Consider the following 17,072-nt stretch of genomic DNA (forward strand, 5'->3'; position numbering starts at 1 on the left):
GCGCCAAACCCGCCCCGCGGGACGCGCCAGCAGGGCGGCCGTTTCCCGGGGCGGCGGGTCAGGAGGCGACGCGGGCGGCGATGTCCGTGCGGAACTGCGCACCCTCGAGGGTGATCTCGGCGAGGGCGGCGTACGCGCGGCTGCGGGCCTCGGCGAAGCCGTCGCCGAGCGCGACGACACTCAGCACCCGGCCGCCGGTGGAGACGAGCGTTCCGTCGACGAGGGCCGTCGCGGCGTGCGCGATTGTGACGCCGTCCACAGCGGATGCCGCGTCGAGGCCGACGAGCGGCCGCCCGGTCACCGGGGTGTCCGGGTAGTTCTCGCTCGCCAGCACGACGGTCACGCAGGATTCCCCGGAGAACACCGGTCGCGCGAGCCCGCCGAGCCCGCCGGTGGACGCCGCGAGCAGCAGCCCCGAGAGCGGGGTCACCAGCCGGGGCAGCACGACCTGGGTCTCGGGGTCACCGAAACGCGCGTTGAACTCGATGACGCGGATGCCGGCATCCGTCAGAATGAGGCCGCAGTAGAGCAGCCCGATGAAGGGGGTGTCCTCGGCGGCGAGGCGGCGGACGGTGGGGAGGGCGATCGTGTCGAGGACCTCGTCGACGAAGGCCTGCTCGCTGCCGAAGCCGGCGTCGAGCCAGGGCAGCGGCGAGTATGCGCCCATGCCGCCGGTGTTCGGGCCGAGGTCGCCGTCGGCGAGGCGCTTGTAGTCCTGCGCGGGGGAGAGCGGCAGCACGGTGTGGCCGTCGCTCAGGAAGAACAGGGAGACCTCCTGGCCGGCGAGGAACTCCTCGATGAGCACGCCGCCGTGCTGCAGCCAGTGCTCGGCGTGGGCGAGGGCGGCGGCGCGGTCTTCGGTGACGAGCACGCCCTTGCCCGCCGCGAGCCCGTCGGCCTTGACGACGTAGGGTGCCCCGAACGTGTCGAGGGCGTGGGTCGCCTCGGCGAGGGTGCCGGCGCGTTCGGCACGGCCGGTCGGCACGCCGGCCTCGTCCATGATGCGCTTGGCGAAGGTCTTGCTGCCCTCGAGGGCGGCGGCGGCGCGGCCGGGGCCGAACACCGGGATGCCCTGTGCCCGCAGCGCGTCGGCGACGCCGGCGACGAGGGGGGCCTCCGGCCCGATCACGACGAGGTCGACCCCGTGTGCGATCGCGTACTCGGTGACGGCGCCGGGCACGTTCGGGTCGAGGGCGACCACGGGCACCGCGGCGGCGATGCCGGCGTTGCCGGGCGCGGCGACGACCTCGTGGCGCGGCTCCTCGCGGAGCAGGGCGGTGATGATGGCGTGCTCGCGGGCACCGGAACCGAGGACCAGAATTCTCACCGGTTCAGGCTACCGGATGCGCCCCGGTCCCTGCCCGCCCCGTCCCCGGCCACGGGTGGACCGCGACCTCGGGGGCTAACTCAGGAAGAACGGTGGCGCGCCAGGGGAATGTGCCCGAAAATACGCGGCGGAGTAGCTCACGTGCGCTGGATCTCCTGAGTTAGCCACCACCGGGCAGGCGAACGGGGGCCCGGCTGTCCGGTGCGGCGGCGAATCCGGGACAGTCGGCGCATGGAACCCGGCAGAATAGGGGGATGGCCAGGGCGAGGATCGACGACGGAGTGGGCCGGGCCGCGGTACGCGGCTACGCGGCGGATGCTGCGGGCGCGAGTCGGGACATCCGTGCGCTCGCCGTGCGCTACACCCTGCAGCTGCTCTCCGAGGAGGCCAACGGCAACACCCTCGAGGTGCGCGTGCCGCCGTTCGGGGCCGTGCAGTGCATCGCGGGCCCCCGGCACACCCGCGGCACGCCGCCCAACGTCGTCGAAACGGATGCCGCCACCTGGCTCGCCCTCGCGACCGGCGAGCTCGCGTGGTCCGACGGTCTCGCGAGCGGGCGCATCCACGCGAGCGGACAGCGCGCCGACCTCACCGCGCACCTGCCGCTGCGCCTCGCCCCGTAAACCGTTCCTCCCGCCCCCGCGCCGCCTCTCGCGTCCCGCGTTTGTCGTCCCGCGCGAGTGCACTCTCGCGGTGGGTTCAGTCGAGGGGTCAGGCGAGGATCGCGGCGACCTCGGCGTGCGTCGGCATCGATGCCGTCGCGCCGGCCCTCGTGACCGAAACGGATGCCGCGACCGTCGCCCAGCGGATGGCGTCGATCATGGCGTCCTCCGAAACCTCTGCGCGAGCGCGCGCGGTGCCGGGTGTCGCAGCACTCTCAAGCGCGGCGTCCGAAGCACCTGCCGTGCCTGCACCAACCGCCGCACCAGAGTCAGCGCCCGCGGCACCTGCGGCACCTGCGGCACCTGCGGCACCTGCGGCACCGGCGGCGAGCCGGGCGACGAGCGCGCCGACGAAGGTGTCCCCGGCTCCCGTGGTGTCCACGGGGCGCACCGGCCGGGCGGGTGCGAGCCCGAGCGCGACGCCACCCCTGGCGACGACGCAGCCCTCCTCGCCGAGAGTGACGATCGCCCAGCCGCGGCGCGCGCTGAGCGATTCGGCCGCGCGCGCGGCATCCGCTTCACCCGTGAGCTCCTCGGCCTCGAGCCGGTTGGCCACGATCAGGTCGACGCCCGCGAAGAACCCGGCGGGCAGCGGCACCACCGGCGCCGGCGTCAGCACCGTGAACGTGCCGGACGCCCGCGCGACCGCGAGCCCCTCAACGAGCACGGGCACCGGCAGCTCGCACTGCAACACGAGGAAGTCCGCCGCCGCGATCGCCGCGCGCTGCCCCGCGTCGAGCACCGTCACGGCGGCGTTCGCTCCGGAGACGACGACGATCGAGTTCTCGCCGGAGTCGAGCACGGTGATGTGCGCTGTGCCGGTCGGCCCGTCGACGGTGTCGAGACCGTCCACACGGATGCCTTCGCTCACGAGGAGCGCCCGGAGTTCCGTCCCGTAGTCATTGCGTCCGACCGCGCCGAGGAAGTCGACCGCGCCACCCTGGCGGGCGGCGGCGACCGCCTGGTTGAGTCCCTTGCCGCCGGGCACGAGGGCGAAGTCGTGGCCGAAGATCGTTTCGCCGGGGCGGGGGAGTCGCGGCTGGCGCACGACGAGGTCCATGTTCGCGCTTCCGAGCACCGCAATCCTGTTCACCCGTCCAGTGTCGCACCCGCGCCGGTTTCCGCGGCCCGCGCCCGGAACGGCGGCAGCGGTCTGCCGAAACCGACGCGGCGGTAGGCGACCGACCCCGGGGCACCCGCAACGCCGCCGCCGACCGGCCCCGCACCGGCTCCCGGCGCACTCCCGGTGCGCGCGTGCGAGAATGTCCCCATGAGCGCAACCGAGCAGCCCGGGAACGACATCGCGGCGGTGCCGGCCACCCCCGAGATCCTCGTCGGCCAGGCCGCGGCCACCGTGCGGCGTTCCCCGCGCTACTTCAACTTCATGATCGTCGGTGCCGTCCTCGGGGCGGTCACCGCGCTGATCCTCACGGTCGGGTTCCCCCAGACGGCCGAATTCGGGCTCCTCCAGGTCTTCGGGTTCCTCCTCCTCGTCGGCGTCGTCGTGGGCCTCGCCCTCGGCGCCGTGGTCGCAATCGTGATCGACCGATTCACCAGACGCTCGGCCCGAGCGGTCGTCGTCGATAGACTGGGCGTCTACGGCGCGAGCGGTGAAAACGCTCCTTCCGAGGCAGACGACCCCCCAACATCCAGCACTAATCCGCTGTAAAGATAGTTAAGAGGCATCGATTTGGCTGGTGGCGACGGACTTCTCGGTCACGATCTCTTGCAGGGCGAGAAGGGGCCACAGGATGCCTGTGGCGTCTTCGGCGTGTGGGCCCCCGGTGAAGAGGTGGCCAAGCTCAGCTACTTCGGGCTCTACGCCCTGCAGCACCGCGGGCAGGAATCGGCCGGAATCGCGACGAGCGACGGCAGCAAGATCCTGATCTACAAGGACATGGGCCTCGTCGCCCAGGTCTTCAATGAGGCGGCGCTGAGCACCCTCATCGGTCACATCGCGGTCGGGCACACCCGTTATTCGACAACGGGATCCTCGAGCTGGCAGAACGCCCAGCCGACCCTCGGCCGCACGTCGAGCGGAACCGTCGCCCTCGGCCACAACGGCAACCTGACCAACACCGCCGAGCTGCTCCAGCTCGTGCACGAGCGCTACCCGAAGGTCGAGGGTGAACTCGCCCGCGGCAACACCACGGACACCGCCGTCATCACCGCCCTCTTCACCGGGGACCTCGACCACACCCTCGAGGCCACCGCGCTCGAGGTGCTGCCGCGCCTGCGAGGCGCGTACTGCCTCGTCTTCATGGACGAAACCACCCTCTACGCCGCCCGCGACCCCCAGGGCGTGCGCCCGCTCGTCCTCGGCCGGCTCGAGCGCGGCTGGGTCGTCGCCTCGGAGACCGCTGCCCTCGACATCGTCGGCGCGAGCTTCGTCCGCGAGGTCGAACCCGGCGAGCTCATCACGATCGATGAGAACGGCCTCCGCTCGCAGCGGTTCGCCGAGTCCAAGCCCGCCGGCTGCGTCTTCGAGTACGTGTACCTCGCCAGGCCGGACACCACGATCGCCGGCCGCGGCGTGCACGAGGCCAGGGTCGAGATGGGCCGCCGCCTCGCCGCTGAGTACCCCGTCGAGGCCGACCTCGTGATCCCGACCCCCGAGTCCGGCACCCCGGCCGCGATCGGCTACGCGCAGGCATCCGGGATCCCCTTCGGTCAGGGCCTCGTCAAGAACTCCTACGTCGGCCGCACCTTCATCCAGCCGTCCGAGACGATCCGCCAGCGCGGCATCAAACTCAAGCTCAACCCGCTCAAGGCCGTGATCAAGGGCAAGCGCCTCATCGTCGTCGACGACTCGATCGTGCGCGGCAACACCCAGCGTGCCCTGGTCAGCATGCTCCGCGAGGCCGGTGCCGCCGAGGTGCACGTGCGCATCTCGAGCCCGCCGATCACCTGGCCCTGCTTCTACGGCATCGACTTCGCCTCCCGGGCCGAACTCATCGCGACCGGCCTCGGCGTCGACGAGGTGCGCCAGGCCATCGGCGCCGACTCCCTCGGCTACCTCTCCCCTGAGGGCATGATCGCCGCGACCGAGCAGCCTCGTGACCGCCTCTGCACCGCCTGCTTCACGGGCGTGTACCCGATCCCGCTCCCCGACGCCCTGCACCTCGGCAAGAACCTGCTCGAGCGCACCGCCCCGGCCGGGTCGACCGACTCGACGCGGTCGACGGCGTCCGCAGGGTCGCCGGTCGTCGCGAGCGACGCATCCGTCGCCGCCGCAGAGGCGTCCCGCACCTCAGACGGATGCGACCCCGGACCCGACGCGGAATACGAACCACTGCTCGACCCGGCTTCGATGCGGGCGAGCACGCGGCCCACCACGCGCGGCACGCAGGGACAGTTCATGATCGGCGATCCAGGAAGACAAGAATGAGCAACGCATCGTACGCGGCAGCCGGAGTCGACACCGAGGCGGGTGACCTCGCCGTTTCGCTGATGAAGGCGGCCGTCTCGCGCACCCACGGCGCAGAGGTGCTCGGCGGTTTCGGCGGTTTCGCCGGGCTCTACGACGCCTCCTTCCTCACCGCGTACAAGCGCCCGCTGCTCGCGACCTCGACCGACGGCGTCGGCACCAAGGTCGCGATCGCCCAGGCCATCGACAAGCACGACACCATCGGCCAGGACCTCGTCGGCATGGTCGTCGACGACATCGTCGTGGTCGGCGCCCGCCCGCTCTTCATGACCGACTACATCGCCTGCGGACGCGTCGTCCCCGAGCGCATCGCCGAGATCGTCGGCGGCATCGCCCGCGCCTGCGCCGAAACCGGAACGGCCCTCATCGGCGGCGAGACGGCGGAACACCCGGGGCTCCTCGGCCCGGACGACTACGACGTCGCGGGAGCCGCGACCGGCGTCGTCGAGGGCGACCAGGTGCTCGGCGCCGAGCGGGTCCGCGCGGGCGACGTCGTCGTCGCGCTCGCCTCCTCCGGCCTGCACTCCAACGGCTTCTCGCTCGTCAGGCACATCCTCGCCGAGCGGGGCATCGGCTACACCGACACGTCCGATGAACTCGGCGGGGTCGTCGGCGAAGTACTTCTCGAGCCGACCCGGCTCTACACCGGCCCGCTGCTGAGCGTGCTCGCCGACCCCGAACTCGACGGAGCGGTTCACTCGCTCAGCCACGTCACGGGCGGCGGCATCGCCGCGAACCTCGCCCGGGTCCTCCCGATCGGCGCCTGGGTCGAAGTGGACCGATCCACCTGGTCGCCCGCCCCCGTCTTCCGGGTGCTCAGCGCCTTCGCCGGCAGCACCCTCGAGAGCTCTGAGGGCACCTGGAACCTCGGCGTGGGCATGTTCGCCGTCGTCGCAGCGGATGCCGCGTCCTCCGTCATCGCGAGCCTCGCCGCCGACGGCATCCCGGCCTGGGTCGCCGGACGCGTGTCCACGGCCCCGCACGACCTCACCGGTTTCGTGCAGGGCGCCAAGGGCGTCAACGGCGGCGCCGTGCGCCTGGTCGGCGGCTACGCGGCCTGACCCGCCCGCGCGCCCCGCGGCATCCGCCGCCCGCCCGCGGTATCGGCCTTCGAGCGCGCCGCTGTACCTGCAGGCGCCGAGGGCTACCTTTCCGGTCGAGAGTGACCGGTAGACCGGGAACTCTCGACCGGAAAGGTCACTCTCGCACGACGCGTATGAGCGAATGCTGCCAACTCGCTGGATGCCGCGCGCTCAGCGCGGTGCGGATGCCGGCGCACGCAAAACGGGCGCCCTCAGCGGCGCCCGGTACGGTGAACGGCGGTCAGGCGCGCTTCTGCTCGTCTTCGGTCGCGTAGGTGTCGACGTATCGGTCGGGTTCCTCGGACGTACCCGGCTCGTACTCCGGCCACTTGGCGAGGTCCTCGTCGAGTCGCTCGTCGTCCACGGGATGCCCCGTGAGCTCACGTTCGAGCGCGTTGTAGTTGGTGTCCGGGCTGAAATACTTCAGCTCACGGGCGACCTTGGTGTGCTTTGCTTTTTGACGGCCGCGCCCCATGCGAGACCCCCTAACGATGCCAGGCCAGGTGAGGAATGAGTCACCCGGGAGTTGCCGAACGGAATGGTGAAAACTAGGCGCTAGTTTAGCATGGTGGGCCTGAAGGCCCGATTGTGGCTCGGAGGGCGAACCGCTGCGCGCACAGTGATCTTACGCCGGACGTACGGTGGTGCAGAGGGGGGATGCGATGTCGAGCGACGCGAGCGTTCCCATCGTCATCGTCGGGGCGGGGCAGGCGGGCCTTGCCGTCGCGTACTACCTGCGTACATTCGAGCTGATTCCCGGGCGCGACTTCGTGCTTTTCGATCGCGGCCCCGACGCGGGTGGCGCCTGGCAGCACCGCTGGGCGGGACTCCGCCTCGGGTCGGCGCACCGGGTGAACGACCTGCCCGGCATGAGCGAACTCGGCCTGAGTTTTGCGACGGCCGACCGCACTCGCCCGGCCAGGGACGTCGTCACCGAGTACTACCGCCGGTACGAGGAGCACTTCGACCTCAGGGTCGTGCGCCCCGTCACCGTCACTGCCGTGTTCAATCGCCGTGCTGATCTCGTGGTCCGGAGCGCGTCGCCCGGGTTCGGCGACCACGAGACGACCGCCCGTCTGCTCGTCAACGCCTCGGGCACCTGGGGCGCGCCCTTCGTGCCGCACTACCCGGGCGCCGCGAGCTTCGCCGGGCAGCAGCTGCACACCTCGGGCTACCGGGCGGCCGGGGACTTCGCCGGCCGGAAGGTCGTGGTCGTCGGCGGGGGGACATCCGCCATCGGTTTCCTGCTCGAACTCGAGCACGTCGCCGCCGAGCTGACCTGGGCCTCACGCCGCCCGATCGACTGGGTGCACACCGAACAGCTCGAACTCGAGGGGGCCTCGGCCGCGGTGGCCGCCCAGGACGAGGCGGCCCGGTCCGGTCGGGCGCTACCGAGCATCGTGAGCGGCACCGGCGTGCCCGTGAGCCGCCGGATCGCCGCGGGGATCGAGCGCGGCGTGCTCGTGGCCCGGCCGATGTTCACGAGCGTCGAGCCGACCGGGGTGCGCTGGGCCGACGGCAGCTTCACGGAAGCGGACGTGATCATCTGGGCGACCGGATTCCGGCCCGAGGTGCGGCACCTGGCCCCGCTGAAGCTCCGCGCCAAGGCCGGCGGGCTCGTCGTCGGGGCCGGCGCGAGCTGGACCGACCCGCGGATCTTCCTCGCCGGCTACGGGCCGCAGGCGAGCACGGTCGGCGCGCACCGCGCCGGCCGGACGATCGCCCGCCAGATCGTCGCCCTGCTCTGACCCGCTCGCCCTGCTCGACCCGCCCGCCCTCTGCTCGTCACTTCAGCCGGTCCGTGTGTTCCGAATTCAGGAGTTGGCGGAGTTCCGCGGGGAGCCGCCCCGGAATCCCGGGCCCGCGGCCGCGAGAATCACCGCAACTCCTGAATTCGGAACACCAAACAGCTCGTGAGAGGTGAGCGGGAGGCTGGAGTCCGGAGGGAGGGGTGCTCAGCGGGCGAGGAGATAGCCGGCGGCGCAGACCGCGATGCCGAGCAGCAGGGTGCCGACGAGGTTGAGCACCGCGGAGCGCCAGCGTCCCTTGAGGGCGAGATCGATCGTCTCGACGCTCCAGGTGCTGAAGGTCGTGAGGCCGCCGCAGACCCCGGTCAGGAGCACGAGCCGCAGGTCGCTGCTGAGCACGGCACGCTCGGCGAGCCCGAGGATCACACCGCCGAGCAGCGCCCCGGCCACGTTGACGATGAGCACGCCGATCGGCAGGCGGCCGGGTCCCACCGGGAGGGCGCGCGACACGAAGTACCGCACCACGGCTGCCGCACCGCCGCCGGCGACCACGGCGGCGAAGACGAGGGCGTTCATGACCGGGCCCCGGCATCCGCTGCGGGGAGGTGACGGATGCGCCCGCCGAGCCAGACGCCGAGCAAGGCCGCCGGGAACCCCAGCAGCAGTGTCGCGAGCAGGTACAGCCCCGCGAGCGGCCACGACGAAGCCGCGCCGAGGGAGACGAGGGACACCATCACGGCCGAGAACGTCGTGAAGGCGCCGAGCACGCCGGGGCCGAGCAGGAGCTTGAGCCAGGCGGGCACCGCGGGGCGCGTCCAGAGGCCGGCGACCAGCCAGCCGAGCACGAACGCGCCACTCGTGTTGATGATCAGGGTGCTGATCGGGAATTGGGTGTCGCTGTGCGGCAGGGCGCGGTCGATGCCGAGCCGCAGGGCCGTGCCGATGATGCCGCCGGCGAACACGGCCAGTGCATTCCGCACCGGGTTATTTGCGCTTCCGGCGCCGGGCGCCGGGGCGGGCGGGCTGCCCGGGGCGACCCGCGGCGGCTCCGGCCTTGGCGCCGGCACCGGATGCCGCACCCGAGCCGGTCTTCGCCGCTGCGGCCGCCGCGGCAGCGGCCTGGATCTCGAGAGCGGAGGTCGCCGGAGCGAGCGGCCGCCGGGGGATCGGGCGGGGGCGCACCGGCTCGCCACGACGGTCCTGGCCGGGGATCGGGCGGGACCTGCGGCCGTAGATGAGTTCGGAGGAGTCGAGCAGCCACGGCACGAGCGCGATCGTGACGCCGTGCACGAGCATCAGCTTCTGGCGGAGGCGCCGCGCCTTGTGGTTGTGCAGCAGGTTCTCCCACCAGTGCCCGACGATGTAGATCGGGGTGTAGATGGTGACGACCTCGGAGCCGTGTGCCGCGCGGCGCTCCTTGATGTAGCTGATCAACGGCCAACTGATGTCCCGGTACGGCGACTCGACGATGCGCAGCGGCACCTGGATGTTCTGCCGCACCCAGTCGCGCTGGAGCTGTTTGGTCTCTTCTTCGTCGATCGAGATGTGTACGGCCTCGATGCCCTCGTGCCGGGCGGCGATCGCGTAGTCGAGCGCCTTGAGCACGGGCTTCTGCATCTTGCCGACGAGCACGATCGCGTGGTCTCCGGTGGAGCCGAAGGTCGTGTCGGGGTCGACTTCGATCTCCTTGGCTACGTCCCGGTAGTAGCGGTTCACGCCGAGCATCAGGGTGAACAGCACCGGCATCATCACGAAGACGAGCCAGGCGCCGTGGGTGAACTTCGTGATCGTCACGACGATGAGCACCACGCCGGTGAGGGCGGCGCCGAAGCCGTTGATCGAGAGGCTCATGATGATCGAGGCCCGGTTCGGCGGGTTCGTCTTGAGCAGGGTGAGCCAGTGCTTGACCATGCCGGTCTGGCCCAGGGTGAACGACACGAAGACGCCGATGATGTACAGCTGGATCAGGACCGTCAGGTTGGCCTGGAAGACGATCAGGATCAGGCACGCGAAGAGGGCGAGGAGCACGACGCCGTTCGAGTAGATCAGCCGGTCGCCGCGGGTGCTGAGCGACTTCGGAGCGTAGGAGTCCTTCGCGAGCACCGAGCCGAGCAGCGGGAAGCCGTTGAACGCCGTGTTGGCGGCGAGCAGCAGCACGGCGGCGGTCGCGGCCTGCAGCACGAAGAACATGATCGAGTTGTTGCCGAAGGTCGCCGCGGCGATCTGGGCGATCAGGCTGCGCTGCGGCGACGTGGCGCACTCCGCCCAGCCGATCAGGTCGCAGGGGTTCTCCGCGTAGTGCACCTTAGCGATCAGCGCGAGGGTGGTCAGGCCGATGAACATCACGATCGCGATGCCGCCCATCAGCACGAGGGTGCGCTGGGCGTTCTTGACCTTCGGGTGCTTGAAGGCCGGCACGCCGTTGGCGATCGCTTCGACGCCGGTCAGGGCGGAGCATCCGCTCGCGAAGGAGCGCAACAGCAGCAGGATGAACGCCGACTGGGCGAGGTTCTCGGCGTGCACGCCGTAGCTCGCGGACTCGGCGACGGGCGCATCGCCGAAGACGACCCGCACGAGGCCGACGACGACCATCAGGATCACGCTCGCGATGAAGAGGTAGGTCGGGAAGGCGAAGGCCTTGCTCGACTCGCGCACGCCGCGCAGGTTGACGGCGGCGAGCATCACGACGAAGAAGACGGCGACCTCGACCCGGAAGTTCACGAGTTGCGGCACGGCCGAGATGATGTTGTCCACGCCGCTCGCGACCGAGACGACGACGGTCATGACGTAGTCGACGAGCAGGGCGGATGCGACGAGCAGGCCCGCGCGTTCGCCGAGGTTCTTGGAGGCGACCTCGTAGTCCCCGCCACCGGAGGGGTACGCCTTGATCAACTGACGGTAGGACGCGACGACGACCACCAGCAGCAGCACGACGCAGGCCGCGACCCAGGGCGCGAAGCTCAGGAAGGCGAGCCCGCCGAGGGTCAGGATCATCAGCAGTTCCTGCGGGGCGTACGCGACGCTCGACAGCGGGTCGCTCGCGAAGATCGGCAGGGCGAGGTGCTTGGGCAGCAGTTGACCCTCGAGATGCTCAGTCGAGAGTGGTTCGCCGATGATCCACCGCTTCGCGGAGCGAGTTTCTGGCGCTTGGGAGCCGTCTGGTGTCACGAGGGACGACACTACTCCGTTGCACAGAAGTGTCAAACTTCCGGGAATACTGCGAGCCGCGCGCGAGTTGGGTTATCCCCGCTTCCCGCACCCCGCCGGTCCGCGGCTTCCGCGAAAGCGGGTGAATCGTCGGTCTGCCGCAGCGAAAGCGACGATTCACCCGCTTTCGCGGGTCAGGGGGACTGCGCCGCGTCGATCACCCGCCAGAGCGAGGTGCGGAGGGCGGTGAGCTCGTCGAGGCTCATGCCGAGCCTGTCGATGATGCGCGGCGGGATGCTGAGGGCGTCCTCGCGAAGCGCACGGCCGGCATCCGTCAGCGTGATGTCGAGCACGCGTTCGTCGTGGGTGTTGCGGGTGCGCGTGACGAGGTCTGCGGCCTCGAGGCGCTTCAACAGGGGGGAGAGGGTGGCCGGTTCGAGGCGCAGTTCGGCGCTGAGGTCGGAGACCGACCGCGGACTGCGTTCCCAGAGGGCGAGCAGCACGAGGTACTGCGGATGCGTAAGGCCGTACGGCTCGAGGATCGGCCGGTAGACGGAGATCACGCTGCGGGACGCGATCGCGAGGGCGAAGCAGACCTGGTCCTCGAGGCGGAGCAGGTCGGGTGCGGCTGCGGGTGCGGCTGCGGGTGCGGCTGCGGGTGCGGCCGGGGTCGCGCCGGGGGTCGCGCGGGCGGATTCGGTCGCGGTCGGGGAATCCTGTGTCATCGGTTCGTCCCGTGTCCTACTGTTCGGCCGTGTCGACGGAATTGATTAGTGCACTCATCGTAATTGATTAGTACACTAACGATTATGACACGCCAACCGAAGAATGGGACGAATGACCCGGGCACTCCGGGCGACAAGGACTCCGGTGAACACGGTCTGCTGGGCGCCGTGTCCTGGCTGAATCGCACGCTCTTGCCCTGGATCGGGCCGCCGCCGCTCGGCCCGTACACGACGGAAACGACGGAGCAGAAGCAGGCGGAGCGCGCCGAGGCGACCTGCCCGATCTGCGGCGAACTGATGAGCCGGCACGAGATCGACCGCTCGGGCGAGCGCACCCAGATCCACCACCCCGCCCCCGCAGCCCCCTAACCGCCTTCCCTGCCCGCTCCCCTCCCCGCAGGTCGCCTCCGACCCTTCCCCGGCAACGTGCGTTCCTCTCCGCGAGAGCACACTTATGGCCCCTAAAACACGGTTTTAGGGGCCACAAACGTACTCTCGTGAACACGCGCGGCGCGCGGTAGGGCGCGTGGTGCGGTTAGCGGGGCAGGGTGTTCAGGATGCCGGCGCGCACCTCGGCGAGGCGGGCGCGCAGGTCCGAGACGGTCGCGGCGGGGACCCGCGCGTGCACGGCCTGCTTGCGCAGGTCGGCGCGCAGCTGCTGGCGGAATTCGTTGAGCACGAGGTCGGCCTCGCGCAGGGCGCGATTGGACTCGAGGCGACGGTCGGTGGAGGATCCCGACGGGGTCCCGGTCGTCGGCGTCTGGCCGCCTGTACCTGTACTTGCGCCGGCCGGACCCGCGCTCGTGCCGTCTGCGGAACCCGAGCCGGCCGAACCCGAACCCGCACCCGGAGCCGCGCCGGCAGAACCGGAACCCGCGGCATCCGCTGGGCCGCCCGTACCCGGATACCCGGTACCGGCGCCCGCGCCAGGCGCAGTGGTACCCGTGGTGGGACCCGAGCCCCCACGTGCCCGCCCGGCCGTTCCGAAGCCGGCGTCGTCCCTGGCCTGCCGGGCGGCCGCCGCGAGATCGGCGCGCAGGTTCGTCATCGCCGCGGCGACACCGGACCTGACCTCGTCCGCGAGCCGGCGCACCGAGTCGGTCACCTCGTTCTCGAGCGCGTGGAGGTCGCCCGCGCGGGCGAGGAGCTCGGCGCGTCCGGCGTCGGTGATCTCGTAGACGGTCTTGCGCCCGTCCGTCGACTTCGTGACGAGGCCCTCCTCCTCGAGCTTGGCCAGTCGCGGGTAGATCGTGCCCGCGCTCGGGATGTAGGTGCCGCCGAACCGGTCGCTGAGCGCCTGGATCAGTTCGTACCCGTGCCGCGGCTGCTCGGCGAGCAGGCTCAGCAGGTAGAGCCGCAGGCTGCCGTGGGCGAAGACGGGAGTCATTCCGAGACCCCCGTTGCGGTGTCCGCCGGGGCGTCTCCGACCGACGCGGAGCCGGAGGCGGCGGATGCCGACGGCGCCGACTCCGACGTCGCGGTCCAGGCGGTGCCCGCCGGGGCATCCGCTGCCGCGGCCGGACGGCGCACGACGGAGATGTCACCGGAGACGGAGTTCGCGTGCAGTTCGAGCCAGCTGCCCGCGAGCACGCCCGTGCTCGACTCGTAGCCCTTGCCCAGGGTGCCCTTCACGGTCTGGTCGTCGAGCTGGAGCACGCCCGAGATCGTGTTGAGGTGGTACTTGATCGGGAGGCCGGCCTCGACGCGGGCGGTGAGGTTGCCGCTGACGGTGTTCGTGTTGACGGTGTCCGGCGAGCCCTCGAGGTCGAGGAAGACGTTGCTCGCGACGCCGTCGACGCTGAACCGGCGGATGCTGCCGCTCGCGGTGACGTCGCCGGAAACCGTGTGCGTGGTGATGTCGCCGAAGTGGTTGCTGACCGAGATCTCGCCGTTGATCGCGTTGACTTCGATGTCGCCCATGACGCCGTCGACGACGAGGTCGCCGGAGACGGTGTTGAGCTTGAGGTCGCTGCGGAGGCCCGTGATGAGCGCGGTGGCCGAGACCACGCCGAGCTTGAGCGCGATGTCGCGCGGGACGGTGATGCTCACGTCCGCCCGGGCGCTGCCGCGGAAGGACGCGAAGACCTCGATGAAGTTGTCCCAGCGCAGCTGCGGGTGGTCGATTTCGAGGGTGTCGCCGTCGAGGGCGATGCGCAGGTCCTTGCCGCTGACGCTGTGCACCTCGACCCGGGTGAACGGCTCGTCGTGGCCGATGATGTCGACCTTGCCGCCGATCAGCCCGACCTTGAGCCGGTTCACGAGTTCGACGTCGATCACCCGGGTCTGCCCGGGGGCGACCAGCCATTTTTCGAGTGCCATTGTGTGCTCCTTCTGGGGGCATCCGCTGCGGGTGCCGGAAACTTTTTTCGCGCTATATCGCGTCTGTTGTCATTCACGATATATCGCGTTTTGCGACCGCGCAACCCCCGTGCACCTTTCCGGTCGAGAGTGCCCGTTCGGCGGGTGACTCTCGACCGGAAAGGTGCACCTCACGGGCCGGCGGACGCGTCAACGCGCGGGCGCGCGCGGGCGGGTGCGCGTCAGTAGAGGAAGATCGGCAGCCAGGCCGGGGTGTGTGCGTGCACGATCACGAGGAAGACGACGAGGTCGAAGAGCAGGTGCACGACGATGACGTAGCCGAGGGATTTGGTCAGCGCGAAGGTGAAGCCCTGCAGGAGCGCGAACGGGAAGGTGATCAGCGGGCCCCAGCTGCGGTAGCCGAGTTCCCAGAGGAACGAGGTGAAGATGACTGCCTGGAGCAGGTTCGCGAGCCAGTCCGGGAAGTGCCGGCGCAGCAGGGCGAACACGGTGCAGATGAAGAAGAGCTCGTCCCAGATGCCGACGAAGCCGACGCCGACGAAGAGCCGCCCGATCTCGTCCGGCGCGGTGACGGTCGGCCAGTTCTGGAATGCGCCGGAGCGGATGAAATAGGTCGGCAGGATCGTATAGCCGAGCGCGATCACGACGACCAGGTACCCGAGCGCGGCGGATGTCCACGGTCGCCCGGTGCGGATCGGGAACCGGATCGCCCGCTCGCGGTAGAGGTAGCGCGACACCAGGTACGGCAGGAGCACCGCGAGCGTGAGTACCGTCCCCATCAGCGCCATGTTCGGGTAGTCGATGTTGGCCGCAAGGGAGATGGTGCTGATCAAGAGCAGACCGAGGGCCACGAGGGCGAGGTCGTGGGCGAGCGGCCGGTCGATGACGAACGCCGTGGCGAGGGCGAATCCGAGGAGCAGGTAGCCCGCGGGGATCGAAACCGGGGTGTGCAGGCCGAAGAGCAGCACCGCTGACGCCGAGACGAGGGACGCGGGCACGAGGCGGAGTGCCAGGCGCGCGCGGGGCCGCGCCGCGGCATCCGTTGCCCGGGTCGTGTCGTGCATGCCACATGGTACCGAATCGAATTCGGCACCCGGGCTTGACCTTGACGCAACGTCAAGAATTATCGTGGGGAACACGCTGGCAGCAGCGCCGGCAGCGGGAGGAGCGAGGAGCGCACATGGACTGGTCGATTCAGGAGATTGCTCGGCTCGCCTCGACGACGAGCCGCACCCTGCGGCATTACGGCGACCTCGGGCTGCTTCCGCCGAGCCGGATCGGCAGCAACGGCTACCGCTACTACGACGCGGCGGCGCTCGTGCGGCTGCAGCGCATCCTGATGCTGCGCGCACTCGGGCTCGGGCTCCCCGCGATCCGCGAGGTGCTCGACCACGAGACGGATGCCCCCCGCGCCCTCGCCGTGCACCTCGCCTGGCTGCGCGGCGAGCGTGACCGCCTCGATCGCCAGATCGGCTCGGTCGAGGACACCATCACCACCCTGAATAGAAAGGAACAACTCATGGCCGAGGACATGTTCGACGGCTTCGATCACACGGAACACAAGGACGAGGTCGAACGGCGCTGGGGCGCCGCGGCCTGGGCGAGCGGCGACGCCTGGTGGCGCGGGATGAGCGCCGCGGAGAAGGCGGCGTGGCAGGAGCGGCAGACGCGGCTCCTCGCGGACTGGCGCGCGGCGGCGTCCGCCTCTCGCTCCGGAGCATCGGGCGTGCTCGACCCCGCGGGACCCCAGGCCCAGGCGCTCGCGCAGCGGCAGTTCGACTGGTTGCGGGCGATCCCGGGCACCCCCGGCGGCGGGCCCGGCGGCGCGGGACCGTCGAGGGAGTACCTCACCGGCCTCGGCGAGATGTACGTCTCCGACGAGCGCTTCGCCGCGAACTACGGAGGCCAGGCCGGCGCCGCCTTCGTGCGCGCGGCCCTCCAGGCCTACGCCGACCGTAACCTCTAGCGCGCGTCGGCCAGGGCCGAAGCGGGCGCGGGCGTCCGGGACGCGGGGAGCGGCAGCGCGAGGCGGGGGATGGTCCACTGGCAGAGCGGACCGACGAGCGCCGCGAACAGTACGGTGCCGATGCCGACGTTGCCGCCGAGCACCCAGCCGAGTGCGAGCACGGTGCCCTCGATGCCGGTGCGCACGATCCAGATCGGCCAGCCGGTGCGGCGGTGCAGGCCGGTCATCAGGCCGTCGCGGGGTCCGGGGCCGAGGTGCGCCCCGATGTAGAGGCCGGTCGCGACGGCGAGCAGCAGCACGCCTGCCGCGAAGAGCAGCGCGCGCAGCCACAGGTCGAGGCCCGCGGGCACCAGCCAGAGGCCGACATCCACCGACGGGCCGACGAGGAGCGCGTTGAGTACGGTTCCGACGCCCGGCTTCTGGCGCAGCGGGATCCAGAACAACAGCACGACGCCGCTCAGAATGACGGTCAGCAGGCCGAACCCGAGGTGGGTGTGGCTGTCGATGCCCTGGGTGAGCACGTCCCAGGGGGCGACGCCGATCGCGCCGCGCACCATCAGCGCGATCGCGATTCCGTAAAGGAAGAGTCCAATAAGCAGCTGGAGGAGGCGACGGGTCATGGAAACCAATCCAATTGCACGAGTGGCCTGTTATCAAGTAGCCAATCTG

General features: G+C 70.6%; 17 protein-coding genes and 1 pseudogene. 7 read left to right on the plus strand and 11 right to left on the minus strand.

All coding sequences use genetic code 11. The annotated features are described in order from the left end of the window. Positions 1 to 58: 58 nt before the first annotated feature. Entirely contained in the window at positions 59 to 1,327 is a 1,269-nt protein-coding gene (gene purD / locus MQH31_RS09110; RefSeq protein ID WP_243011775.1) for a phosphoribosylamine--glycine ligase, read from the minus strand. A 254-nt stretch (positions 1,328 to 1,581) separates the two neighbouring features. Between purD and MQH31_RS09115 the strand changes: the two genes are divergently transcribed. Beyond that, entirely contained in the window at positions 1,582 to 1,950 is a 369-nt protein-coding gene (locus MQH31_RS09115) for a sterol carrier family protein (protein ID WP_243011776.1), read from the plus strand. Between the two features lie 88 nt (positions 1,951 to 2,038). Here the strand turns inward: MQH31_RS09115 and MQH31_RS09120 are convergent, their stop codons facing one another. Next, positions 2,039 to 3,082 carry a ribokinase gene (locus MQH31_RS09120; protein WP_243011777.1) on the minus strand — a complete coding sequence of 348 codons (1,044 nt, stop codon included), beginning with the start codon at positions 3,080 to 3,082 and terminating at the stop codon, positions 2,039 to 2,041. Positions 3,083 to 3,259: 177 nt separating this feature from the next. Between MQH31_RS09120 and MQH31_RS09125 the strand changes: the two genes are divergently transcribed. Genes MQH31_RS09125 through purM form a run of 3 tightly spaced genes read left to right on the plus strand, consistent with a single transcriptional unit; the run spans position 3,260 to position 6,477 of the window. Further along, on the plus strand, positions 3,260 to 3,658 hold the full coding sequence (locus tag MQH31_RS09125) for a hypothetical protein (RefSeq protein ID WP_243011778.1): 399 nt from the start codon (positions 3,260 to 3,262) through the stop codon (positions 3,656 to 3,658). 21 nt (positions 3,659 to 3,679) lie between these two features. Beyond that, complete coding sequence (gene purF / locus MQH31_RS09130; protein WP_134533238.1) at positions 3,680 to 5,377, plus strand: amidophosphoribosyltransferase; 1,698 nt, start codon at positions 3,680 to 3,682, stop codon at positions 5,375 to 5,377. After that, the gene (gene purM / locus MQH31_RS09135) at positions 5,374 to 6,477 is read left to right on the plus strand and encodes a phosphoribosylformylglycinamidine cyclo-ligase (RefSeq protein WP_243011779.1); all 1,104 of its coding nucleotides are present in this window, start codon (positions 5,374 to 5,376) and stop codon (positions 6,475 to 6,477) included. Before purF ends, purM begins: the two co-directional genes overlap by 4 nt. Before the next feature lie 262 nt (positions 6,478 to 6,739). On the opposite strand, the gene MQH31_RS09140 is transcribed toward purM, so the two are convergent. Then, the gene (locus MQH31_RS09140) at positions 6,740 to 6,973 is read right to left on the minus strand and encodes a DUF3073 domain-containing protein (protein ID WP_134446236.1); all 234 of its coding nucleotides are present in this window, start codon (positions 6,971 to 6,973) and stop codon (positions 6,740 to 6,742) included. A 187-nt stretch (positions 6,974 to 7,160) separates the two neighbouring features. Between MQH31_RS09140 and MQH31_RS09145 the strand changes: the two genes are divergently transcribed. Continuing rightward, positions 7,161 to 8,246: an NAD(P)-binding domain-containing protein gene (locus MQH31_RS09145; RefSeq protein ID WP_243011780.1), complete on the plus strand. Its 1,086-nt coding sequence runs from the start codon at positions 7,161 to 7,163 to the stop codon at positions 8,244 to 8,246. Between the two features lie 207 nt (positions 8,247 to 8,453). On the opposite strand, the gene crcB is transcribed toward MQH31_RS09145, so the two are convergent. From crcB to MQH31_RS09165, 4 genes are all read right to left on the minus strand, one after another. Then, complete coding sequence (gene crcB, locus MQH31_RS09150; RefSeq protein ID WP_134533244.1) at positions 8,454 to 8,822, minus strand: fluoride efflux transporter CrcB; 369 nt, start codon at positions 8,820 to 8,822, stop codon at positions 8,454 to 8,456. After that, positions 8,819 to 9,226: a fluoride efflux transporter FluC gene (locus MQH31_RS09155; protein WP_243011781.1), complete on the minus strand. Its 408-nt coding sequence runs from the start codon at positions 9,224 to 9,226 to the stop codon at positions 8,819 to 8,821. Before MQH31_RS09155 ends, crcB begins: the two co-directional genes overlap by 4 nt. A 4-nt stretch (positions 9,227 to 9,230) precedes the next feature. After that, positions 9,231 to 11,414, minus strand: a complete 2,184-nt coding sequence (locus MQH31_RS09160) for an APC family permease (protein WP_243012162.1) — start codon at positions 11,412 to 11,414, stop codon at positions 9,231 to 9,233. Between the two features lie 173 nt (positions 11,415 to 11,587). Further along, positions 11,588 to 12,118, minus strand: coding sequence for a MarR family winged helix-turn-helix transcriptional regulator (locus tag MQH31_RS09165; RefSeq protein WP_243011782.1), 531 nt, complete (start codon positions 12,116 to 12,118; stop codon positions 11,588 to 11,590). An 84-nt stretch (positions 12,119 to 12,202) separates the two neighbouring features. On the opposite strand from MQH31_RS09165, the gene MQH31_RS09170 reads away from it, so the two are divergent. Further along, the gene (locus MQH31_RS09170) at positions 12,203 to 12,487 is read left to right on the plus strand and encodes a hypothetical protein (protein ID WP_243011783.1); all 285 of its coding nucleotides are present in this window, start codon (positions 12,203 to 12,205) and stop codon (positions 12,485 to 12,487) included. A gap of 631 nt (positions 12,488 to 13,118) precedes the next feature. Here the strand turns inward: MQH31_RS09170 and MQH31_RS09175 are convergent. From MQH31_RS09175 to MQH31_RS09185, 3 genes and pseudogenes are all read right to left on the minus strand, one after another. Continuing rightward, positions 13,119 to 13,505: pseudogene (locus MQH31_RS09175) on the minus strand (PadR family transcriptional regulator); the annotation flags it as partial. Beyond that, positions 13,502 to 14,437, minus strand: a complete 936-nt coding sequence (locus tag MQH31_RS09180; RefSeq protein ID WP_243011784.1) for a DUF4097 family beta strand repeat-containing protein — start codon at positions 14,435 to 14,437, stop codon at positions 13,502 to 13,504. The pseudogene MQH31_RS09175 and the gene MQH31_RS09180, both read right to left, overlap by 4 nt. Positions 14,438 to 14,658: 221 nt before the next feature. Continuing rightward, complete coding sequence (locus MQH31_RS09185; protein WP_243011785.1) at positions 14,659 to 15,501, minus strand: CPBP family intramembrane glutamic endopeptidase; 843 nt, start codon at positions 15,499 to 15,501, stop codon at positions 14,659 to 14,661. A 116-nt stretch (positions 15,502 to 15,617) separates the two neighbouring features. Between MQH31_RS09185 and MQH31_RS09190 the strand changes: the two genes are divergently transcribed. After that, positions 15,618 to 16,403, plus strand: coding sequence for a MerR family transcriptional regulator (locus tag MQH31_RS09190; RefSeq protein ID WP_243011786.1), 786 nt, complete (start codon positions 15,618 to 15,620; stop codon positions 16,401 to 16,403). Here MQH31_RS09190 and yczE read toward each other — a convergent pair. Then, entirely contained in the window at positions 16,400 to 17,023 is a 624-nt protein-coding gene (gene yczE, locus MQH31_RS09195; protein WP_134535083.1) for a membrane protein YczE, read from the minus strand. The two genes, MQH31_RS09190 and yczE, sit on opposite strands and share 4 nt — an antisense overlap. Positions 17,024 to 17,072 lie beyond the last annotated feature (49 nt).

Origin of the sequence: Cryobacterium zhongshanensis (genome assembly GCF_022760445.1) — a bacterium.
Lineage (GTDB): Bacteria > Actinomycetota > Actinomycetes > Actinomycetales > Microbacteriaceae > Cryobacterium > Cryobacterium algoricola.